This window comes from Actinoallomurus sp. NPDC052274, from assembly GCF_040679475.1.
Lineage (GTDB): Bacteria > Actinomycetota > Actinomycetes > Streptosporangiales > Streptosporangiaceae > Actinoallomurus > Actinoallomurus liliacearum.
Window position 1 is genome coordinate 1 of the sequence record NZ_JBFAUT010000015.1, and the last position, 17879, is coordinate 17879.

Here is a 17879-nt window from a genome sequence, read left to right on the forward strand (position 1 = left end):
GATGACCGAACATGCTGCTCACGGCCTTCTCGCCATCAGGCGCAGAACCGATCATGCGCTCCCCTCAGGACACCGGAATCCGCCCAGTGTCCCACCGGGGCCGCCGATTGCAAAGTAGTCAGCTAACGGGACATGAGTTCCCTCAGAGGACCATGTGGTCGAACTCCCCGTCCTTCGCTCCCTTGATGAACGCGTCGATCTCGGCGCGCGTGTAGAGCAGCGCCGGTCCGTCCGGGAACCGGGAGTTCCGTACGGCGATGGCGCCGTCGGGCAGCTCCGCCAGCTCGACACAGTTGCCGCTCGGGTTGCTGGCCCGGCTCTTGAGCCAGCTGACCTCCCGCAGCAGCGACGCCGACATTCCGTTGTAGGCCTGATACATCCTCGCCCCTCCTGGCCGCTCTCGAGAATGCCCGGTCGCACCTGATGGCGCCGGCCGGACGCCGCTCCCCCACCCGCTTGCACACTCAGATGCACGTGCATCTGAGTGTGCAAGCGTGCTTGCATATGCACGACTTGAGGAGCAAGATAGCGGAAGCGGCGCACCGGGCGCCTCGCGACGAACACGACTTCCCCCAGGGTTCGCCAATGACCAAGTCTCCGCTACGCGAGACCACCGGTATCCCCCTCGCGCACCGAGGGTGGGATGACTGGCTGACGCGTCTCGACAACGCTCCGCACCAGGTCCCCGACCGCCCCTGGGTGGCCGCCCGGAATCTGCCCGCGGAGGCCGAGTCGCCGAAGATCGCGCGGCATGTCACGAAGACGACACTGGCGGAGTGGAGTCTGGCCCGGTTCTACGACGACGCGTCCGTGGTCGTGTCCGAGCTCGTGACCAACGCGATCCGTCACGGCCTGCGCTGCGGAGTCGACGCCGAGGAGGCCCTCCGGCTCGTCCTCGTCCGGTACCGCTGCCACCTGGTGTGCATGGTCACCGACCCGGCGGACCGGGCCCCGAGCATGCGGGAGCCCGACTTCGTCGCCGAGACCGGGCGCGGCCTGCACATCATCGACGCCATCAGCAGGGCCTGGGGCTGGACTCCCCTGCTGGGCGGCGGCAAGGCCGTCTGGGCCGCGTTCTCCATCGCCTGACACCCGTACTCATTCCGGCCGCCCGGCGGCCGCATCGCTCAGTCGTCCTCCCACACGGGCCCGTCCTCCGGTCCGGCGATCCACTCGACGTGGCCGTCGGCGAGCGCCAGCAGCCGTTCGGTCCCGTCCCCGCACCGCAGGCGCACCGCGAAGCAGAGCAGGTCGAACTCCGGCGCCCCCTCCAGCGACAGGTGGAACAGCCGGTGCGTCCGTCCCACGGCCGCGATCGCCTCATCGAACCGAGCACGCCGGTCCTCCGCGACGTGCAGGCGCGTGGCGGCGTGGAACACGACCACCGGCGCACCCGCGGGCACGTCCGCGACGATCCGCGGCAGCACCTCCACGACATCGCCTGCGACCATCCGCGGCGGATCGGCGGCGACCACGCGCAGGGCCGCGTCCTGAAGATCCGCCTGCGCGCGGTTCTCCGGCCAGATCAGGGCGCGCAGCCAGAGCCGCTCGTCCGGGTCGGTGACGTCGACGGGGTGCAGGTCGACGCCGACGCGGTCGGCGATGGCCGGCAGCGGGTCGAGGTCCGGCGCGGGCCCGGCTCCGCGCCACCGGGTCCGGATCGCGACCGGTGAGGTGGGTCTGCCCCACGTACGGCCGCCGAGGTCATGGCGGTACTCGTCGAACCGCAGCAGCAGACCCGCGCTGCACCCCACCTCGATCAGCGTGACGGGCTCGCCGGTCCGGGGCCCTTCGGAGGGGCGACTCGTAGGGGCTGCGCCATCGATTCCCTCGCTCCGCTCGATCATGGGCCCTTCGGAGGGGCGACTCGTAGGGGCTGCGCCTTCGATTCCCTCGCTCCGCTCGATCACGCGGGCGACGGCGGCGAGGCCGAGCCGCAGGGCCGTCGCCCGTTTCACGACGTTCGTCTGGACGAGGCGGCCGCGCATGAGCGCGACGAGTTCCTCGCGCCGGCCGAGGCAGAAGTCGGTGAACGCCGGACCCGGATCGCGCTCCGGCGCACGCCCCGCACCGGTGGTGGGATACCAGGCGGCCAGTTCGTGCGAGGGGTCCCGCAGCAGCAGATAGTGCACCGCCGCGAACAGCAGGTTCGTCGGAAGCTGACCGGGGCGGGCCTCCGCCGCGATCGCCAGCAGCCGCTCGTCCGCCGCGACGACCGCGCCGAGGCGGCCGTAGAGCGGCGAGGTCGCGAACAGGCGTGGTGCGGCCGCGAAGAGCCGGGCCAGATCTTCGTAGGGCATACCGGGATGCTGGCCGCGTTCCCGGATACCGGTCAACATTGATTATCGTCAACTCCATGGCGCCGCCGATGTGATCATCCGCGACAATCGGGGGCATGCGATTCGGCATCCTGGGCCCGCTTCAGGTCCGTGCCTCCGACGGCGCCCCGGTCTCGGTCGGAGGGCCGCGCGTACGCTCCCTGCTGGCCCTGCTCCTCCTCGACGCGGGCCGCGTGGTGACCGCCGAACGCCTGATCGACGGTCTGTACGGCGAAGAGCCCCCGGCCGGCACGGCGAACGCCCTGCAGTCCCAGGTGTCCCGGCTGCGGCGCGGTCTCGGCGCCGCCGACGGGTCCCGTGACCTGGTGGAGTTCCATCCCGCCGGATACCGTCTCGCGGTCGACCCCGACCAGGTGGACGCCCTCCGCTTCGAACGGCTGGCGCGGGACGGCCGGCGCGCCCTGGCGGACGGCGATCCGGGCCGCGCCGCCGCCCTGCTGCGCGCGGGCCTCGACCTGTGGCGCGGACCGGCGCTCGCCGACGTGACCGCCGCGCCGTTCGCCGAGGCACAGGTCGCCCGGCTCGAAGAACTCCGGCTGGAGGCGTTCGAGGACTACGCCGAGGCGCGGCTGATGCTGGGCGACCACCGTGACCTGGTGATCGAGCTCCGGGAGCAGGTCGCCGCCCATCCCCTGCGGGAGCGCCTGCGCGGCCTGCTCATGCGCGCCCTGTACGGCGCCGGCCGGCAGGCCGAGGCCCTCGCGGTGTTCGAGGACGCCCGGCACACGCTCGCCGACCAGCTCGGCGCCGACCCATCGCCGGAGCTCGTCCAGGTCCACCTCGCCGTCCTCCGGGCCGACCCGTCCCTGACGGCTGCCTCGTCCCTGACGGCCGCCCCGTCCCTGACGGCCGGCCGGCCACGAGAACGACCGTCGGCCCCGGCGACCCGCGGCGCGCTGGCCGCCCAGCTCACCAGCTTCGTCGGGCGCCGGGAGGAGCTGGCCCGCGTCGGCGGCCTGCTCGCCGCCGAGCGCCTCGTCACGCTGGTCGGTCCGGGCGGGACCGGTAAGACCCGCCTGGCGGTCGAGGCAGGCGGCCGGGCGCCGGGCGAGGTCCGGTTCGTGGACCTCTCGGCGGTCAAGCGCCGCCCTGAGGACGGCGCGGGCCCGGATGACACGGTGGCTCAGACGGTCATCGACGCGCTGGGCGTACGGGAGGCGGGCCTGATGGCCACTTCCCTCGGCCCGCGGCCCGACCCGGCGGGACGGCTCGTCGAGTCCCTCGCCGACCGTGACCTCCTGCTCATCCTGGACAACTGCGAGCACGTGATCGACGAGGCGGCCGGGCTCGTGCACCGGCTGCTCGGCGCCTGCCCCGGCCTGCGGGTGCTGGCGACCAGCCGGGAGGCCCTCGGCATCACCGGCGAGGCGCTGTGCCCGCTGGCGCCGCTCGCCGCGCCTCCGCCCGGCGCGGATCCGGCCGACGCGCTCGCCTATCCCGCCGTACGGCTGTTCGCCGATCGGGCGGCCGCCGTACGACCCGGTCTCGAGCTGGACGCCCCCACCGTCGCCGTCATGGCGCGCGTCTGCGACGCGCTCGACGGGCTGCCGCTCGCGATCGAGCTGGCCGCCGCCCGGCTGCGTACGCTCACCGTCGAGGAGGTCGCCGCCCGCCTCGGAGCGGCCGAGGGCACCGAGGATTCCGGGGCGGCCCCGTACGACCGGTTCCGGCTGCTGTCGCGGGGCGACCGGACCAAGGCGCCCCGCCACCGCACCCTGCGCGCCGTGGTGCAGTGGAGCTGGGACCTGCTCGACGCGGACGAACGCCTGGTCGCCCGGCGGCTGACCGTGTTCGCGGGCGGCGCCACGCCGACGGCGGCGGCGCGGATCTGCGGGCTCGCCGAGGACGAGGTCGACGACCTGCTCACCGACCTCGCCGACAAGTCCCTCGTCGAGGGCGACGGCGGCCGGTACCGCATGCTCGACACCATCCGTGAGTTCTGCGCCGAGCGGCTGGCCGAGGCCGGCGAGGCCGAACACGTCCGCGCGGCGCACGCCGCGTACTTCCTGGAGCTGGCGGAGACGGCCGAACCCCACCTGCGCCGGGCCGAGCAGCTTGAGTGGCTGGCCCGGTTGAACGCCGAGCGCGGCAACCTGCTGGCCGCGCTCCGCCTCCTGATGCACACCGATCACGCCAGGGCGCTGCGGATGCTGGCGGCGATGGCGGCCTACTGGTGGCTGCGCGGGCTGCGCAGCGAGGGCGGGTCGACGGCCACCGAGCTGCTCGCCCTGATGGGCGACCAGCCGCCGGCCGAGGCGGGCGAGGAGTACGCGCTGTGCGTCATGCTCGCCCTGCACGGCGGCGGCGACGATCCGGCCCTGGACGGCTACCGGCGGCGGATCGACTCGATCATGGCGGACCTGGGCTCTGACCGGCCGGCGCTCCGGCCGATGTCGACTCTCCTGTGGGCGATCAGCGGCGGACCCTCCGCGGCCAACATCGAGTTGCAGGAGGCGCGGATGGGCCGGGATCCGTGGTCCCGCGCCCTACGCCACTTCGGTTACGCGTACCGCCAGATCCTCGCCGGCGACCTCACCGGCGCGGAACACGAGTTCGCGCGGGGCGAAGCGGGATTCCGCGCGTTCGGTGACCGCTGGGGCCTGTCGGCGATGCTGGGGGAACGCGCGCGTCTCGCCGTGTGGCGCGGCGACTGGGAGGCGGCGCAGGCCCTGCTCGACGAGGCGTACGAGCACATCCGGCGGCTCGACTCGGCCGAGGACATGGCGGACTGCCTGCAGTTGCGCGCCGAGATGCTGATCCGCCGCGGTGAGCTCGACGCCGCCCGGGAGAACTACGAGCGCGCCCATGCCCTCTCGCGCCGGTCGGGCGGGGCCGAGACGATCGCGGACACCCTGATCGGCCTGGGCGAGGTCGCCCGGCTCCGCGGCGATCCGGCGGAGGCACGTCGTCACTTCGAGGCCGCGCTGGACAGATGCACGGCGGAGGGGTTCATCGTCCGCTACAGCAGGGCGCTGGCGCTGATCGGCCTCGGCCGGATCGCCGAGGCCGCGGGCGACGCCGTCGAGGCCGAGGCCCGGTTCCGTCAGGCGCTCGCCGCCGGCCTCCCGCAGGGCGACTTCCGGATCCTGTCCCACGGCGCCGAGGCCCTGGCCGGGTCGGCGGCGCTCCGGGGCGACGGCGAGCGGGCCGCCCTCCTCCTCGGCCTCGGAAGCGCGCTGCGCGGCCTCTCCCTGGCGGGGGATCCGGACGTCGCCCGCGTCACCGCCCGGGCGCGCGAGCTCATCGGCGCGGAGGCGTTCGACACCGCCCGCGCACGCGGCGCGGCCATGTCGCGGGAGGAGGCCGTCGCGCTGCTCACCGCCGCGGCCGGCGACGCGTGACCGTCGGCCGGTCCGACCCGCCGCGCTTCTCGGCCAGGGTCACAGCCGCCCTGCGTTCATCCACTGAGCGCCGGCAAGGCTCTGCCCGATGGTGAACGCCCCCGAACTGCGCGCGGGGGCGATCGGAGCATGCGCGGAAAATATCGAAGGCTCGACCACCCGAGGGTGGTCGAGCCTTCGACCTGTGTAGTCCCGACCGGATTTGAACCGGCGTTACCGCCTTGAGAGGGCGGCGTCCTAGGCCACTAGACGACGGGACCTTGTGTTTTCGCCTGCTCGGTCTCCCGTGCGGGCGACGCCCAGCTTAGCGGACGTTCCCCCCTTGTACGAACCGGGTTTTGGCGAGCCCGGGCCCTACATGAGAAGCGGGTCGCTTCCGGTGCCACCCGGAGGGACCCTGTCGGCCTGCCAGGTCCGGACCGGTCCGTCCCCGCCTGCCGACATCCGTAACTCTACCGGGGGATCACTTCGACGCCAAACCAGACGGACGGGCTCAGCCTCCGTTGGCGGGACTGCTCGGCATAGCCCGGCGCGCTCTTCCGGCCTAGCTGCCAGTGCTGGTGCTGCTCGACAGCGAGATTCCACACATATCGGGCGTGCGAGCAGTGGTCCAGCAGCGCCTGCTCTTGAGCGGGCGTGGGCGCAAGCCGGAACCGCATGCCCGCACCCTAACCATCACCATCGACATCCCGAGGAGGGAACGGCGTTTCCTCCTGGTCTGAAGACCGGGGTCTCCACGCCATGCGGCTGATGAACAGGTCCACGTCGCGCATCAGCTCGCTGAAGACCACGGGCGGTACCTCGTCCAGAGTCGCCTCGCGCCACTCGCCGCCCGCACGGCGCTCGAACCGGACCTGGTCGGTGGCGGCCAGGTCCTCATACTGCGCGGGGTCGGCGTACTCCAGGAACAGGCGCCCCCGCCAGCCTCGGCCGGGGAGCACGCGCGTCGCCTCCCCTTCGTACCCGCCGTCCCAGGGGCCGAGCATGGCCGGCTCCCAGCCGCGGCCCTTCATCAGCGCGTACAACTGGCGGAAGCGCAGGATGTGCGCGGCGAACCGGTTGGAATAGCCCCGGGTCTCCCGCTCCGCCGGAGTGAGCAGGTAGATCTCCCGGAACGCCTGCTTGAACGGCTGCCGGATCCGCCGCTCGCTCAGGTGGTCGCGCCAGGCGCGGATCTCCTCGGGAGTGGCGCGGATGGGGTGCCACAGCCGGATGGCGGCGTCCTCGTCCACCACGGCCCATGGCTCCCCGGCGGCGTCGAGGAAGCGCCGGCCGCCCTCGACCGGCAGACCGGCGCGCCACTGCCCGGGAGCGACCTCGACCTCCCAGAGCAGGCGTTCGATGAGGGGGCGGCCGATCGGGTGCCCCGCCTGCTCCGCCCGCCACCGGCCGTACGCCTGCCCGGCCTCGGCGAGCAGCGCGGCCTCCAGGGCCCGGGTGAGCGTCGTGAGGTGGGCGCGGGTCCGTTTGACGAGCTCCCGCAGCTCCTTGAGCCGCTCGGGGTGGTCACGCCGGACCGCGGCGGGCACCCCGCGCAGTTCACGCCCGTCGTGGTGGTGCCAGGTCAGCGCCACGTCCTCGCCGACCGTGATCCGCGCCTCGTACTCGCCGACCGCACCGCGGTGCACGCCGTCCGAGCCGAAGCCGAGGTCGGGCAGCCGGAAGGCGACCTCGGCGCGCTCGCTCAGCGCGGCGTCGACGCGTTTCAGGTTGCGGTCGAGCTGCTTGGGCACCCCGGCGTGGCGGACGACGCCGCGGACGGCGCGCAGCGCGGCCGCCGCCTCGGGCGTCGGGAACTCCTGCGCCGACCGGGCCAGCTCGAACAGCAGCGCCTGCGACGGGAGGGTGCGGGCCGGCGTGGGCGCCACCGCGATCGCCGGCAGGAGCCGGTCGAGCAGCTCCGGCAGCCAGGGCTCGTCGCGCAGGAGGGCGACCCGGCACGCCCGGCCGAGCACCGCGACCTCCTCCGTGGTGAACGCCTTGTCGGCGATGTAGGGAAGCTCCCCCGCCTGGATCGCGGCGGCCCGGGCGGCGGCGGCCTCCAGCGCGGTCCGCGCGAACCCGGCGTACGGCGAGTCCGCCAGCCGCTCCCAGTGGTCCAGAGTCGGGCGGGAGTCGTACCTCTGGTCCCGGATCCGGCCCAGTGCCTGGCCCGTCCCGTCGTCGAGCCTCCCGGCCAGCGCCTGCTCCGCCGCGACGATCCGCGGGGTCGCGGCCGGTCGCTCACCGCCGGCCGGCTCGGCTGCGGGATCTTCCAGGGGGGTGGGGAGGACGGATCTGAGCGTTTCCGGCGACATGGGCTGATCCTGGCACTCGGCAACGACAGAATCGCGCCCGCGCGTACGGGCCAAGCGACCCGGCCCGTACGCGCCACGGGAGGCCGTTCGCAAGGCCGGACGGCCGGAGAAGTCGCGAATAACCGTCCTGACCGAAATGGCGACAGGTCGACGGCCGGTCCTCCCGAAGTCCGGCCTTCCGGAAGGGTCAGGAACGGCTGACCGAACGGCGATTCGTCATTGACCACCGGAAACTTCGCCGGTCAGGCGAGCGTCTCCCCTATGTCCCCGCGAAACGGCGGGGGAACCACCATGGGGAGGTGGATCGCATGACCGAACAGGCATCGGCGTCATGGCCGGTCCTACGACAGGGGAGCACGGGTCCGGACGTGACGGCGCTGCAGTATCTGCTGCGCGGCGCCCGCGACCAGTGGCGCACGCTCGCGGCCGACGGGGTGTTCGGACCGGCCACGGACAGCGTCGTACGGGGCTTCCAGAGCATCGCGGGGCTGACCGTCGACGGGGTCGTCGGCGCGGCGACCTGGCAGCGGCTGACCGACGGAACGACGATCGGCTCGACCGTCCGCGAGGGCGACCGGAACGAGTACGTCAAGGCGGCCCAGACGGAACTGCTCAAGCACGGCGACCTGAAGTCCGCCGCCCAGGTCGACGGGGTCTTCGGGCCCGACACCGACACCGCCACCCGACGCTTCCAGGAGCGGGTGTCGCCGCCGGTCGACGGGGTCGTCGGCCCGGCCACCTGGAGACAGCTCATCTCCCGCGCCGGAAGGTGATCCTTCGCGGCCCGTCAGGCGGCTGACCGGAATTCGCGGCAGACGGCCGACCGGCCGCGGAACGGCCGCACGACCAGGGGGTCGTGCGGCCGTTCCCGGCCGCGGCGCCGGGCCGCCCGTTCTCTCAGGGGGTCGAGGCGGCTCGGGCCGCGGAGTCGGTCACGTACACGCAGGTCGCGCCGTAGGACTCCATCAGCTTCGCCTGCCGGGCGAGTTCGGCCGGTTCGGCCATGTGCGACATCATCAGGAAGCCCGCCACGTCCATGCCCATCTCGCGCGCGGCCGCGATGTGCTGCGCGGAGATGTCGGCCTCGGTGCAGTGGGTGGCGACGCGCACCGAGCGGATGCCGAGGGAGTGCGCCTGCTGTACTAGCCGGTACTAGCCCGACGCCGCCGGAGCGTTCTACGGCGGGGTCGGCACCAGCACCGGCGACGCCGTTCGCTGGGGCGTCGAGCTCGGCGCCGTCCTGCGGAACATGGGCGCCTTCCTCGGCCACGGCCTCGTCGTGCCCGGCCACGGCACCCGCCTCAACCCGGTCCTGCCGTTCCTCGGCGCGCTGCTCGTCGGCGGCCACGGACGGCGCTTCGTGGACGAACAGGCTCAGGGCTACTCCAAGCTCGGCCGGATCATCGCCGCCCAGCCCGGCGGCCGGGCCGTGCTCACATCTGGGACGAGCGGATGCACGAGGCGGCGATGCGCTCGGAGCTGATGCGCGAGTCCGCCGCCGCCGGGGCGTTCCGCCCCTTCGCCACCGAACAGGAGCTGGCCGAGGCGTACCGGCTGCCGCAGCGGGAACTGGCCACGACTCTGGCCGCCTTCCGGGCCCGCGACGTGACGGATGACCCGGCCGGCGTCGACCACGGCCCGCTGCGCTTCCCCCTGTACGCCGGACAGGTGGCCAGTGGGGTGCTCACCACCCAGGGCGGTCTGCTGGTCGACACCACCGGCCGCGTCCAGCACCGGTCCGGCCGGGCCGTCCCCGGCCTGTACGCCGGCGGCGGCTCGGCCTGCGGAATCTCCGGCGCCTCATCGGAGGGCTACATGTCCGGAAACGGCCTCCTGGCCGCTCTGGGGTTCGGCTGGCTCATCGGAGACCACCTGGCGGCCGGAGCGACCTGAGGGGCGGTCATGAGGACGGCTCGCGCAGGGCGCCGCCGATGACCGTGGTCACGACCTTCTCGACGGTCTCAGGCTCCGGCGGGACGCCCTTCCGGTCGGCGAACAGCAGGTGGCCGGCCCCGATCAGGGTGGGCGCGAGCGCGTCCACCTCGGCGTCGGCCGCGACGCGGCCCAGCTCCCGCTCAGCGGCGAGATACGCGGCGATCATGGTGGCGGCGTCCGTCAGGATCGGCACGCCGACCGGCCAGGTCTCGCGCAGCCGGGCGCGCAGCTCGTCGCGGAACGTGATGAGGGCGACGATGGCCACGGCGACCGACTCGAACAGCCCCGTCAGCGCGCCGGTGAGGTTGCCGACGACGGCGCCGGTCCCGGCCGAGTCGCGCAGGGCGGCCGCCTGACCGGCCATCCGGTCGGCGCGGTCCAGCACGAGTTCGGCGAGGAACGCGTCGAAGTCGGCGAAGTGGCGGTGCAGGACGCCCTTGGCGCAGCCAGCCTCGATGGTGACGGCCCGGCTGGTCAGCGCGCTCGGCCCGTCCCGCAACAGGATTCGCTCGGCGGCGTCGAACAGCTGCTCCCGAACGTCGCGGAGGGCCACACCTGTCGGCATCGCGCATCCCGCCTTTCCCGGACGACTTGACGAGTGGGCAAGCGCCCACTCATAGTGGGCACATGCCCACTCTACCTTCCGACCGCGCTCCCGGTCCCGCGCGCCAGCCCCATCACGCCCGAGAGATCGCGGAGTCCTTCGGCGTGGACGCCGAACGTTACGACCGGACCAGGCCCCGCTATCCCGCCGCCCTGGTGGAGCGGATCGTGGCCGCCGCTCCCGGGCGCGACGTCCTCGACGTCGGCTGCGGCACCGGCACGGCGGCCCGGCAGTTCCAGGCGGCCGGCTGCACGGTCCTGGGCGTCGAGCCCGACGCGCGGATGGCCGAGTTCGCGCGGCGCGGCGGGGTCGAGGCCGAGGTCGCGACGATCGAGACCTGGGACCCCGCCGGGCGGCGTTTCGACGCGGTCGTCGCCGCGACCGCCTGGCACTGGATCGACCCGGTCGCGGGGGCGGCCAAGGCGGCGCAGGCGCTGCGTCCCGGTGGAGTGCTGGCGGCGTTCTGGCACGCGTTCCAGCCCCCGGCCGAGGTGCTGGAGGCCTTCGCCACGGTCTACCGGCGGGTGGCGCCCGACTCCCCCTTCAGAGTGCCGACGACCGGATCGGCCATGGACGCCTACCAGATGATGATCGACAAGGCCGCCGACGGGATCCGCGAGGTCGGCGGGTTCGGCGACCCGGAGCAGTGGCGTTTCGACTGGGAGCACTACTACACACGGGACGAGTGGCTGGACCAGATCCCCACCCAGGGGTCCATGACCCGGCTCCCGCCGGAGAAGGTGGCGGAGGTGCTGGAGAGCGTCGGAGCCGCCATCGACGCGCTCGGCGGCGGCTTCACGATGCCGTACTCCACGATGGCGGTCGTCGCGACGCGAACCGACGACGCCGCCTGACCCGGCCGCGGCGCTTCGACACCGCGCCGACCGCCTACGCGGCGGGGTGCGGGCGGTTGTCCGTGATCCAGGCGTCGATCTGCTCCCACCAGTCGAACAGCCACCGTTCCCGGTCGTCCTCGGGGATCTCCTCGCGTGGAACCCGCCACCACCGCGCGCGCAGCGGCCGGTCCAACGGGATCCGGCCCCAGACGTCCCCGACGGTCAGGAGGTCGTCGGCACCCGTGTGGGCGACGAAGACGACGTCGGCGTCCGGCGCGGCGTCGATCGCCGCGAGCGAGCCGGCCGGGCGCGGTGGCAGGACGTTGGCCATCTTCCGGGCGCGTACGGCCGCGTCCGGACGGCCCTGCCGCCGCAGCCGGCGGATCGCGCGCACCCGGCGGCGCGGCGTGAAGTTGCCGCCCTCGGGGAAGATGAGCAGCGCGTCGGCGGGGCCGATCCCGGCCGCCAGGCGGCCGACGTCGTCGACCACCCGCTCGCGCGGCGCGGAGCCGTCCGGCACGAACACGTTCGGCAGCCGGTTGAGCAGCACGTCGACCGAGGGATCGAGTTGCAGGGCGGCCTTCATGACGATCCGCGGCCGCCGCCCGTACACGTTGAGCAGGTAGTGCACGATGAGGAAGGAGTCCCCCGGCCCGCCGTGCCGGCTGAGCACGATCACGGGCCGCCCGGAGACCGCGTCGATCGGTTCCTGGACCTCGACCACGAGTCCGAGCATGCGGGCCGCGACGTCGTACATGCGGGTGAGGAACCAGCCGCACAGCGCGTAGTGCCGCGCGCGGACCGTCTCGGGCGACCCGCCGGCCACCCACAGGCCCAGGCACGCCGTGAGCACGACGCACTCGAGGACGAGCCAGCAGACCGCGATGACCGCGATCCGCAGGAACCGGTGACGGCGGCGCGCGGCCACCGCCCCGACGAGCAGCAGCAACGGAACCGCCGCCACCGCCACCGCCGCCACCGCGAACAGCAGCGGGATGAAGAGCAGACGCCTGACGAACCGCGAGGGGAGCACGGGAGGTCAGCTATCCGACAGATCCGACAGGTACTCGCGGCTCGCCGCGTACGCCCGCTCGATGTGCGCCTCGACCCGTGAAGAGTCGCGGTAGCGCAACTGGGACAGGCCCGCGGCCTGGCCGGTCGACCCGGTGGGCAGGACGTGAACGGTGACGTCATCGGGCAGTTCGGCCATCTCCTCGGCGAACCGGTGCCGCCGGGCGATCTCGAAGGCGACCAGCCCGACCTGCCAGGGCCTGGTCGGCGCGGTGAGGGGGGTCTCGATCCGGCCGACCTGCAGGACGTACACCGTCCGGGCCCCCTCCCGCAGGGCACGGCCGATGGGGATGCTGTGCACCAGGCCGCCGTCGTAGTAGTGCTCGTCGCCGATGCGGACAGGCGGCAGGACGCCGGGGACCGCGCACGAGGCCAGCACGGCCGGAACGAGCGGACCGCTGGTGAACCACCGCGCCTCGGCGCGTTCGATGTTGGCCGCCACGCAGTGGAACGGCACGGCCAGGTCCTCGATCCGGTCGGCGGGGATCAGCGCGTCCAGCGCGGTCGCCAGGAGATCGGTCGAGTGCAGATGCGTACCGGAACGGATCAGGGTCGAGACGCGGCTGAAGAACGAACCGGCGAACACCGAGCCCGCCCCATCGCCCTGCCAGGCCTTGGTCAGCAGGTCTGCGGCGTTCGCCGGGTCGGAGGCGACGAACGCCCCGTTGAAGGCGCCGACCGAGGTCCCCACGACCAGGTCCGGCCGGATCCCCGCCTCGGCGAGCGCCCGCAGCATGCCGACCTCGTGGGCGCCCAGCAGCCCACCACCACCCAGTACGAACGCGGTCTTGGCATCATTCACGGCGTCTCCTGTCGAAAGACCTCAGCGAGCCCCTCTTACCCCCGGATCACTGCCATCAACGACATAAGGCGTGTCCGGCCGATCGGCGCTGAGACGACGCCTCGCCCGCGTCGGATCGGTCGCCGGTCGGTCGCCGGTCGGTCGCCGGTCGGTCGCCGGTCGGTCGCCGGTCGGTCGCCGCGAAGACCTCTCCCCACCGCACCACGCCCCCGACAGCGCCGTGGCCCGCCCGTCATGGGACGGGCGGGCCACGGCGACCCTCGCTGGGCTCCGGCCTAGTGCTGGACGTGGAATCGGTGCCCACGGTGGTTCCGGTGGCGCCACCAGCCCCAGCCGTGCCAGTGGTGCCGGTGACGCCTCGGCGTCCAGCCCGAGTGGTGCGCCGAGTACGCGGTCGGCCGCTGGTTCGTCTGGCCGGCGGAGTGCTGATCGGCCTGCGCGGCGCCACCGAGCAGCATGAATCCCGCGGCCGCCGCCGCGACCACTCCCGTCGCGGTGAGCTTTCTGATCACTGATCCCCCCTGAGTCGCGATCCTCGATGGCCCGATCACCGGGACCATCGAGGCCATCGGTACCGCGATACTCGCGAGCGACAACGGAAACGCGCCGACACGTGACCGAATCACGACTCCAGGTGTCCGATGCGCGCGGCTTCGGCGGACGGTTCGATCGCGATATCCGGGGAAGCCTGCCTGCCCATGGGCATACTCAGCAGGCTGGAGAACGCCGAGGTCCTCGATCGCGCCGTGGCCCCGGGTCAGAAGGCCGTACGACGGCTGCGGCCGAGAGCGTTCCGCGACATCCTGCACGGCACGTGGACGGGCCACCCCGTGCACCCGATGCTCGTCCAGGCGTCCGTCGGCGCCTGGCTGTCCGCCGGCGTGCTCGACCTGCGGCCGGGGTACGACCGCGCCGCCCGCCGGCTCGCGGGGTTCGGGCTGCTGGCCTCGGCGCCCGCCGTGCTCGCCGGCCTCACCGACTGGGCCGAGCAGCACGAGCAGCAGATGCGGGTCGGAGTCGTCCACGCGGTGACCAACATCGTGGCCATCGGCCTGTACGGCGCGTCCCTGGCGACGCGCGCCGACGGCAGGAGCAGGGCCCTGCGCTACGCCGGTCTGACCGCCGCGAGCCTCGGTGCGCTGCTCGGCGGGCACATCTCCTTCCGCCAGGCCGGCGGCGTGAACCACGCGGAGGAGGTGCCGCATCTGGTCGAACCCGGCTGGCACGCCCTCGGCCCGATCGCCGACCTCCCCGACGGGCGGCCCGCCCGCAGAATGCTCGGCGAGGTGCCGCTCCTGATCGTCCGGCGCGGCGACGACGCCGACGTCCTCGCCGACCGGTGCAGCCACCTGTCGGGGCCGCTCTCGGACGGCGAGGTCGCCGACGGGTGCGTCACCTGCCCCTGGCACGGCAGCGTCTTCCGGCTGTCGGACGGGGCCGTCGCGCACGGACCCGCCACCGCGCCGCAGCCGGTGTTCGAGACCGACGTACGCGACGGCGTGCTGCGGGTCCGCCTGCCGAACGCCGGCTGAGGCGCTACGCGGCCGAGGCGGGTCAGCCCAGCTCGTTGAAGCGGACCATGTTGCCCGCGGGGTCGCGGAACGCACAGTCGCGAAGCCCCCACGGCTGCTCGGTCGGCTCCTGGACGACCTCGGCGCCGCCGGCCTGCAGCCGCTTGAAGGTGTCGTCGAGGTCGGCGGTGCCCAGGACGATGCGGCCGTAGGTGCCCTTGGCCATCATCTCGGTGATGGTGCGGCGCTCGTCCTCGGTGATACCGGGCTCGGCGGCCGCCGGGTGCAGCACGATGGACGTGCCGGGCTGGTCGGCGGGGCCGACCGTGATCCAGCGCATCTTGCCGTTTCCCACGTCGTTGCGAACCTCGAAGCCGAGGGTGTCGCGGTAGAAGGCCAGGGATGCCTCGGGGTCGTCGTGCGGCAGGAAGGTCCAGAGAATGGTGATGTCCATGCCCATGACGCTAGGCGTGGCGCACCGGCCGACGCTTCTTGATTCCTGATCGGTTGGTCGGCCTGCCATCGCGCGCCGTATTCGACGTATTGATCCGTACGACCGCGTGATCGCCAAGTTGCGGCCTATCACCTTATTTGACGTCGTTCGCCCAAAGTTCGACTGTTCGCCGCTCCAAGTCAAACCTTGATCTCTAGCTTCCTCTTGCCGAAGATCAAGCGGGAGGCGACCGCCATGGACATCAACCCGGCCGTCCGGGGTAGCGGGATCAAGAAGACCTTCGGTGACGTGGTCGCACTCGACGGTGTCGACCTGGATGTGGCGAGCGGGCAGGTCCACGGGCTGGTCGGCCCGAACGGCGCGGGCAAGACGACGCTCCTCGGCCTGCTGCTGGGCCTGGCGATTCCGGACAGCGGTCGCCTCGAGATCCTCGGCACGCCGGTCGGCCGGACGCTCGCCGTCCCCGACGGCGTCGCGGGCTTCGTGGACGGGCCCGGGCTCTACCCGTCGCTCACCGCGCGGCAGAACCTCTCGGCCCTGGCCGCACTACGCGGGTACGACGCCGGTCGCGCCGGCGGCGTCGATGAGGCACTGGAGCAGGTCGGACTCACCGACGTCGCCGACGACCGGATCCGGGGATTCTCGCTCGGCATGCGCCAGCGGCTCGGGCTGGCCGCCGCGCTGCTCACCAGACCGCGGCTGCTCGTGCTCGATGAGCCGGCCAACGGTCTGGACCCCGCCGGCAAGCACCACGTGCACCGCGTCATCACCGGGCTCGCCGCGGGCGGGACCGCCGTGGTCCTCTCCAGCCACCGAATGGACGACCTCGCCGCGCTGTGCTCCGAGGTCACCGTCCTCGCCACCGGGCGGGTCGTCTTCTCCGGGCCGGTGAGCAAGCTCGCCGCCGAGAGCGGCGAACTCGACTACCGGCTGGTCACCTCCGACGCGGCGGCCGCGCACCGGGTGGCGCTGGAGACGCCGGGGCTCGGCGTACCGCCCGGCCGCGGCGGCGTCCAGCCGCCGGACGCCGACGTACTGGTGGTCCGCGGACCGGTGCCGGCCATCGAGGAACTGGTGGTGCGGCTCGTACGGGCCGACGTGGCGGTACGCGAGCTGGCTCCCGTGGTGTCGCCGCTCGAGGCCGCGTTCCTGACCCTGACCGGGGCCGACCAGACCGACGACGAGGAGGAGGCCCCGTGACCGAGCGGAGCGAGGGAACCGGCAAGCACAGCACCCTGGTCACCCCGCCGACGAAGGAGGCCCCGTGACCGAGCGGAGCGAGGGAACCGGCAAGCACAGCACCTTGGTCACTCCGCCGACGAAGGAGGCCCCGTGACCGCGACCGTCATGTCACGACCGGTCGAGGCCCGGCCGGCGCCGGTGCTGCGGGGCTACCGGTTCGAGCTGGTGAAGCTGCTCTCCCAGTGGCGGATCCGCGTCCTGCTGCTCGCCTGCTGGATCGCCCCCGCGGGCTTCGTGGCCGCGGTCAGTCTGCAGAGCACGCTGCCCGCCGACACGGTCTTCGGCCGCTGGATGCACGCGACCGGCTGGGCGGGGTCGCTCGTCGTGCTGGACTTCTCGCGGAGCTGGGCGCTCCCGCTGCTGACCGCGCTGGTCGCGGGCGACGTCTTCGCGGCCGAGGACCGGCTGGGCACCTGGCGTCACCTCCTCGTGGCCGTCCGCTCGCCGAAGCGGATCTTCGTGGCGAAGGGTCTCGCCAGCCTCACCGTGCTCCTGCTGCTGGTGGTGGGGCTGGCCGGGTCGAGCATCGCCGGCGGCCTGGCAGCGGTCGGCAACCGACCGCTCGTCGGCCTGGACGGCCATCTCCTCGCCCCGGGGGACGCGGCCGGTACGGTCCTGCTCGCGTGGGCCTGCGTGCTGGCACCGACGCTGGCGTTCGCGGCGATCGGCCTCCTCGGCTCGGTCGCGCTGGGCCGCTCCACGATGGGGCTGCTGATGCCCGCGCTCCTCGCCTTCGCGCTGCAGCTCGCGCAGTTGCTCCCGCTGCCGGTGGCCGTACGGCTGGCCCTGCCGAGCCACGCCTTCTTCGCTTGGCGCGGGCTCTTCACCAGCCCGGTGCAGATGGGCCCTCTCCTCGTCGGTCTCGCGGTGAGCCTGGCATGGGCGGTCGTCGCCACCGCGCTGGCGTACCGCCTGTTCCTGCGCCGCGACTTCACCGACCTGACGTACGACGGGTCGGGCCGTCGCGTCCTCCTGGCGGGGGCGCTGCCGCTGGCCGGCCTGGTCGCCCTCACCTTCGTCGTGCTCACCGGCGCGACCTCGGCCACGGGCTCCGGGATCGAGCAGGCCAAGGTGCAGAACTCGCTCGCCACCGCGTACGCCCACCTCTACCGAGTGCAGACCCGGGAGTTCCATCGCCCGGACGTCACCGAGGCGCAACTGGGGGCCACCGCGTCCTGCGACAAGGGTGGCGACCGGGTCCTCGACCAGGGTCCGGGCAACGACTGGCGATGTGTCGTGTCCTGGCACCTTCCCGGCGCGACCGCCGTGGGCAGCGCCATCTACCAACTCGACGTCACCGCGGACGGGCGGTACGTCGCCGACGGAGACGGCCCCAAGGAGGTGAACGGCTACTTCCAGGTGCGCACCCCCACCGGGGACGCACCTAACCCTCTGTGGCAGTTCGACGGGAACGTCGACCTGCTCGCAAGCGCTTCGAAGGATTGAT

19 protein-coding genes and 1 tRNA gene are annotated in these 17879 nt (G+C 73.1%); 9 read left to right on the forward strand and 11 right to left on the reverse strand.

Annotation, left to right across the window (positions count from 1 at the left end; all coding sequences use genetic code 11):
- Positions 1 to 142 precede the first annotated feature (142 nt).
- Positions 143 to 379, reverse strand: coding sequence for a DUF397 domain-containing protein (locus AB0K82_RS15110; protein ID WP_345357493.1), 237 nt, complete (start codon positions 377 to 379; stop codon positions 143 to 145).
- Positions 380 to 585: 206 nt separating this feature from the next.
- Here AB0K82_RS15110 and AB0K82_RS15115 point away from each other — a divergent pair, with 206 nt between their 5' ends.
- Positions 586 to 1089 (forward strand): ATP-binding protein, encoded by a 504-nt coding sequence (locus tag AB0K82_RS15115; protein ID WP_364397038.1) that lies wholly within the window; start codon positions 586 to 588, stop codon positions 1087 to 1089.
- A gap of 38 nt (positions 1090 to 1127) precedes the next feature.
- Here AB0K82_RS15115 and AB0K82_RS15120 read toward each other — a convergent pair whose 3' ends face one another.
- Complete coding sequence (locus tag AB0K82_RS15120) at positions 1128 to 2300, reverse strand: DUF2332 domain-containing protein (protein WP_364397041.1); 1173 nt, start codon at positions 2298 to 2300, stop codon at positions 1128 to 1130.
- Positions 2301 to 2395: 95 nt separating this feature from the next.
- On the opposite strand from AB0K82_RS15120, the gene AB0K82_RS15125 reads away from it, so the two are divergent.
- The gene (locus AB0K82_RS15125) at positions 2396 to 5680 is read left to right on the forward strand and encodes a BTAD domain-containing putative transcriptional regulator (RefSeq protein ID WP_364397043.1); all 3285 of its coding nucleotides are present in this window, start codon (positions 2396 to 2398) and stop codon (positions 5678 to 5680) included.
- Positions 5681 to 5867: 187 nt separating this feature from the next.
- Here AB0K82_RS15125 and AB0K82_RS15130 read toward each other — a convergent pair.
- The 3 genes from AB0K82_RS15130 to AB0K82_RS15140 form a co-directional block, all read right to left on the reverse strand.
- A tRNA-Glu gene (locus AB0K82_RS15130) sits at positions 5868 to 5940 on the reverse strand.
- 192 nt (positions 5941 to 6132) lie between these two features.
- The gene (locus AB0K82_RS15135; RefSeq protein WP_364397046.1) at positions 6133 to 6339 is read right to left on the reverse strand and encodes a helix-turn-helix domain-containing protein; all 207 of its coding nucleotides are present in this window, start codon (positions 6337 to 6339) and stop codon (positions 6133 to 6135) included.
- A 9-nt stretch (positions 6340 to 6348) separates the two neighbouring features.
- Positions 6349 to 7977, reverse strand: coding sequence for a DUF4132 domain-containing protein (locus AB0K82_RS15140; protein WP_364397048.1), 1629 nt, complete (start codon positions 7975 to 7977; stop codon positions 6349 to 6351).
- A gap of 308 nt (positions 7978 to 8285) precedes the next feature.
- Between AB0K82_RS15140 and AB0K82_RS15145 the strand changes: the two genes are divergently transcribed.
- The gene (locus AB0K82_RS15145) at positions 8286 to 8750 is read left to right on the forward strand and encodes a peptidoglycan-binding protein (RefSeq protein ID WP_364397050.1); all 465 of its coding nucleotides are present in this window, start codon (positions 8286 to 8288) and stop codon (positions 8748 to 8750) included.
- 124 nt (positions 8751 to 8874) lie between these two features.
- Here the strand turns inward: AB0K82_RS15145 and AB0K82_RS15150 are convergent, their stop codons facing one another.
- The gene (locus AB0K82_RS15150) at positions 8875 to 9087 is read right to left on the reverse strand and encodes a hypothetical protein (protein WP_364397053.1); all 213 of its coding nucleotides are present in this window, start codon (positions 9085 to 9087) and stop codon (positions 8875 to 8877) included.
- A 139-nt stretch (positions 9088 to 9226) separates the two neighbouring features.
- Here AB0K82_RS15150 and AB0K82_RS15155 point away from each other — a divergent pair, with 139 nt between their 5' ends.
- Together AB0K82_RS15155 and AB0K82_RS15160 are read left to right on the forward strand one after the other, a co-directional pair.
- Positions 9227 to 9460 (forward strand): hypothetical protein, encoded by a 234-nt coding sequence (locus AB0K82_RS15155; RefSeq protein ID WP_364397055.1) that lies wholly within the window; start codon positions 9227 to 9229, stop codon positions 9458 to 9460.
- Entirely contained in the window at positions 9430 to 9870 is a 441-nt protein-coding gene (locus AB0K82_RS15160; RefSeq protein ID WP_364397057.1) for an FAD-binding protein, read from the forward strand. The genes AB0K82_RS15155 and AB0K82_RS15160 overlap by 31 nt, the downstream gene beginning before the upstream one ends.
- Before the next feature lie 7 nt (positions 9871 to 9877).
- On the opposite strand, the gene AB0K82_RS15165 is transcribed toward AB0K82_RS15160, so the two are convergent.
- A complete protein-coding gene (locus AB0K82_RS15165; RefSeq protein ID WP_364397060.1) occupies positions 9878 to 10477 on the reverse strand; it encodes a TetR/AcrR family transcriptional regulator in 600 nt (199 codons plus the stop codon).
- 62 nt (positions 10478 to 10539) lie between these two features.
- Here AB0K82_RS15165 and AB0K82_RS15170 point away from each other — a divergent pair, with 62 nt between their 5' ends.
- Positions 10540 to 11370 (forward strand): class I SAM-dependent methyltransferase, encoded by an 831-nt coding sequence (locus tag AB0K82_RS15170; protein WP_364397062.1) that lies wholly within the window; start codon positions 10540 to 10542, stop codon positions 11368 to 11370.
- Between the two features lie 34 nt (positions 11371 to 11404).
- Here the strand turns inward: AB0K82_RS15170 and AB0K82_RS15175 are convergent, their stop codons facing one another.
- The 3 genes from AB0K82_RS15175 to AB0K82_RS15185 all read right to left on the reverse strand — a co-directional run bounded on the left by AB0K82_RS15175 (position 11405) and on the right by AB0K82_RS15185 (position 13737).
- Entirely contained in the window at positions 11405 to 12385 is a 981-nt protein-coding gene (locus AB0K82_RS15175) for a 1-acyl-sn-glycerol-3-phosphate acyltransferase (protein WP_364397065.1), read from the reverse strand.
- Positions 12386 to 12391: 6 nt separating this feature from the next.
- Positions 12392 to 13225 (reverse strand): patatin-like phospholipase family protein, encoded by an 834-nt coding sequence (locus tag AB0K82_RS15180; RefSeq protein ID WP_364397067.1) that lies wholly within the window; start codon positions 13223 to 13225, stop codon positions 12392 to 12394.
- A 275-nt stretch (positions 13226 to 13500) separates the two neighbouring features.
- Positions 13501 to 13737: a hypothetical protein gene (locus tag AB0K82_RS15185; protein WP_364397070.1), complete on the reverse strand. Its 237-nt coding sequence runs from the start codon at positions 13735 to 13737 to the stop codon at positions 13501 to 13503.
- Between the two features lie 186 nt (positions 13738 to 13923).
- Between AB0K82_RS15185 and AB0K82_RS15190 the strand changes: the two genes are divergently transcribed.
- Entirely contained in the window at positions 13924 to 14757 is an 834-nt protein-coding gene (locus AB0K82_RS15190; RefSeq protein WP_364397073.1) for a Rieske 2Fe-2S domain-containing protein, read from the forward strand.
- A 22-nt stretch (positions 14758 to 14779) separates the two neighbouring features.
- Here the strand turns inward: AB0K82_RS15190 and AB0K82_RS15195 are convergent, their stop codons facing one another.
- Positions 14780 to 15190, reverse strand: coding sequence for a VOC family protein (locus AB0K82_RS15195; RefSeq protein ID WP_364397076.1), 411 nt, complete (start codon positions 15188 to 15190; stop codon positions 14780 to 14782).
- A 204-nt stretch (positions 15191 to 15394) separates the two neighbouring features.
- Here AB0K82_RS15195 and AB0K82_RS15200 point away from each other — a divergent pair, with 204 nt between their 5' ends.
- Positions 15395 to 16390: an ABC transporter ATP-binding protein gene (locus tag AB0K82_RS15200; protein ID WP_364397078.1), complete on the forward strand. Its 996-nt coding sequence runs from the start codon at positions 15395 to 15397 to the stop codon at positions 16388 to 16390.
- A 132-nt stretch (positions 16391 to 16522) separates the two neighbouring features.
- The gene (locus tag AB0K82_RS15205; RefSeq protein WP_364397081.1) at positions 16523 to 17878 is read left to right on the forward strand and encodes an ABC transporter permease; all 1356 of its coding nucleotides are present in this window, start codon (positions 16523 to 16525) and stop codon (positions 17876 to 17878) included.
- The last annotated feature ends 1 nt before the right edge of the window (position 17879 follow it).

Bases quoted from the DNA above. Each gene is read 5' to 3' on its own strand.
- AB0K82_RS15165 (WP_364397060.1), bottom strand. From the start codon at position 10,477: ATGCCGACAGGTGTGGCCCTCCGCGACGTTCGGGAGCAGCTGTTCGAC.
- AB0K82_RS15170 (WP_364397062.1), top strand. From the start codon at position 10,540: ATGCCCACTCTACCTTCCGACCGCGCTCCCGGTCCCGCGCGCCAGCCC.
- AB0K82_RS15135 (WP_364397046.1), bottom strand. From the start codon at position 6,339: ATGCGGTTCCGGCTTGCGCCCACGCCCGCTCAAGAGCAGGCGCTGCTG.
- AB0K82_RS15190 (WP_364397073.1), top strand. From the start codon at position 13,924: ATGGGCATACTCAGCAGGCTGGAGAACGCCGAGGTCCTCGATCGCGCC.
- AB0K82_RS15125 (WP_364397043.1), top strand. From the start codon at position 2,396: ATGCGATTCGGCATCCTGGGCCCGCTTCAGGTCCGTGCCTCCGACGGC.
- AB0K82_RS15195 (WP_364397076.1), bottom strand. From the start codon at position 15,190: ATGGACATCACCATTCTCTGGACCTTCCTGCCGCACGACGACCCCGAG.
- AB0K82_RS15140 (WP_364397048.1), bottom strand. From the start codon at position 7,977: ATGTCGCCGGAAACGCTCAGATCCGTCCTCCCCACCCCCCTGGAAGAT.
- AB0K82_RS15155 (WP_364397055.1), top strand. From the start codon at position 9,227: ATGGGCGCCTTCCTCGGCCACGGCCTCGTCGTGCCCGGCCACGGCACC.
- AB0K82_RS15160 (WP_364397057.1), top strand. From the start codon at position 9,430: ATGCACGAGGCGGCGATGCGCTCGGAGCTGATGCGCGAGTCCGCCGCC.
- AB0K82_RS15115 (WP_364397038.1), top strand. From the start codon at position 586: ATGACCAAGTCTCCGCTACGCGAGACCACCGGTATCCCCCTCGCGCAC.
- AB0K82_RS15145 (WP_364397050.1), top strand. From the start codon at position 8,286: ATGACCGAACAGGCATCGGCGTCATGGCCGGTCCTACGACAGGGGAGC.
- AB0K82_RS15110 (WP_345357493.1), bottom strand. From the start codon at position 379: ATGTATCAGGCCTACAACGGAATGTCGGCGTCGCTGCTGCGGGAGGTC.
- AB0K82_RS15120 (WP_364397041.1), bottom strand. From the start codon at position 2,300: ATGCCCTACGAAGATCTGGCCCGGCTCTTCGCGGCCGCACCACGCCTG.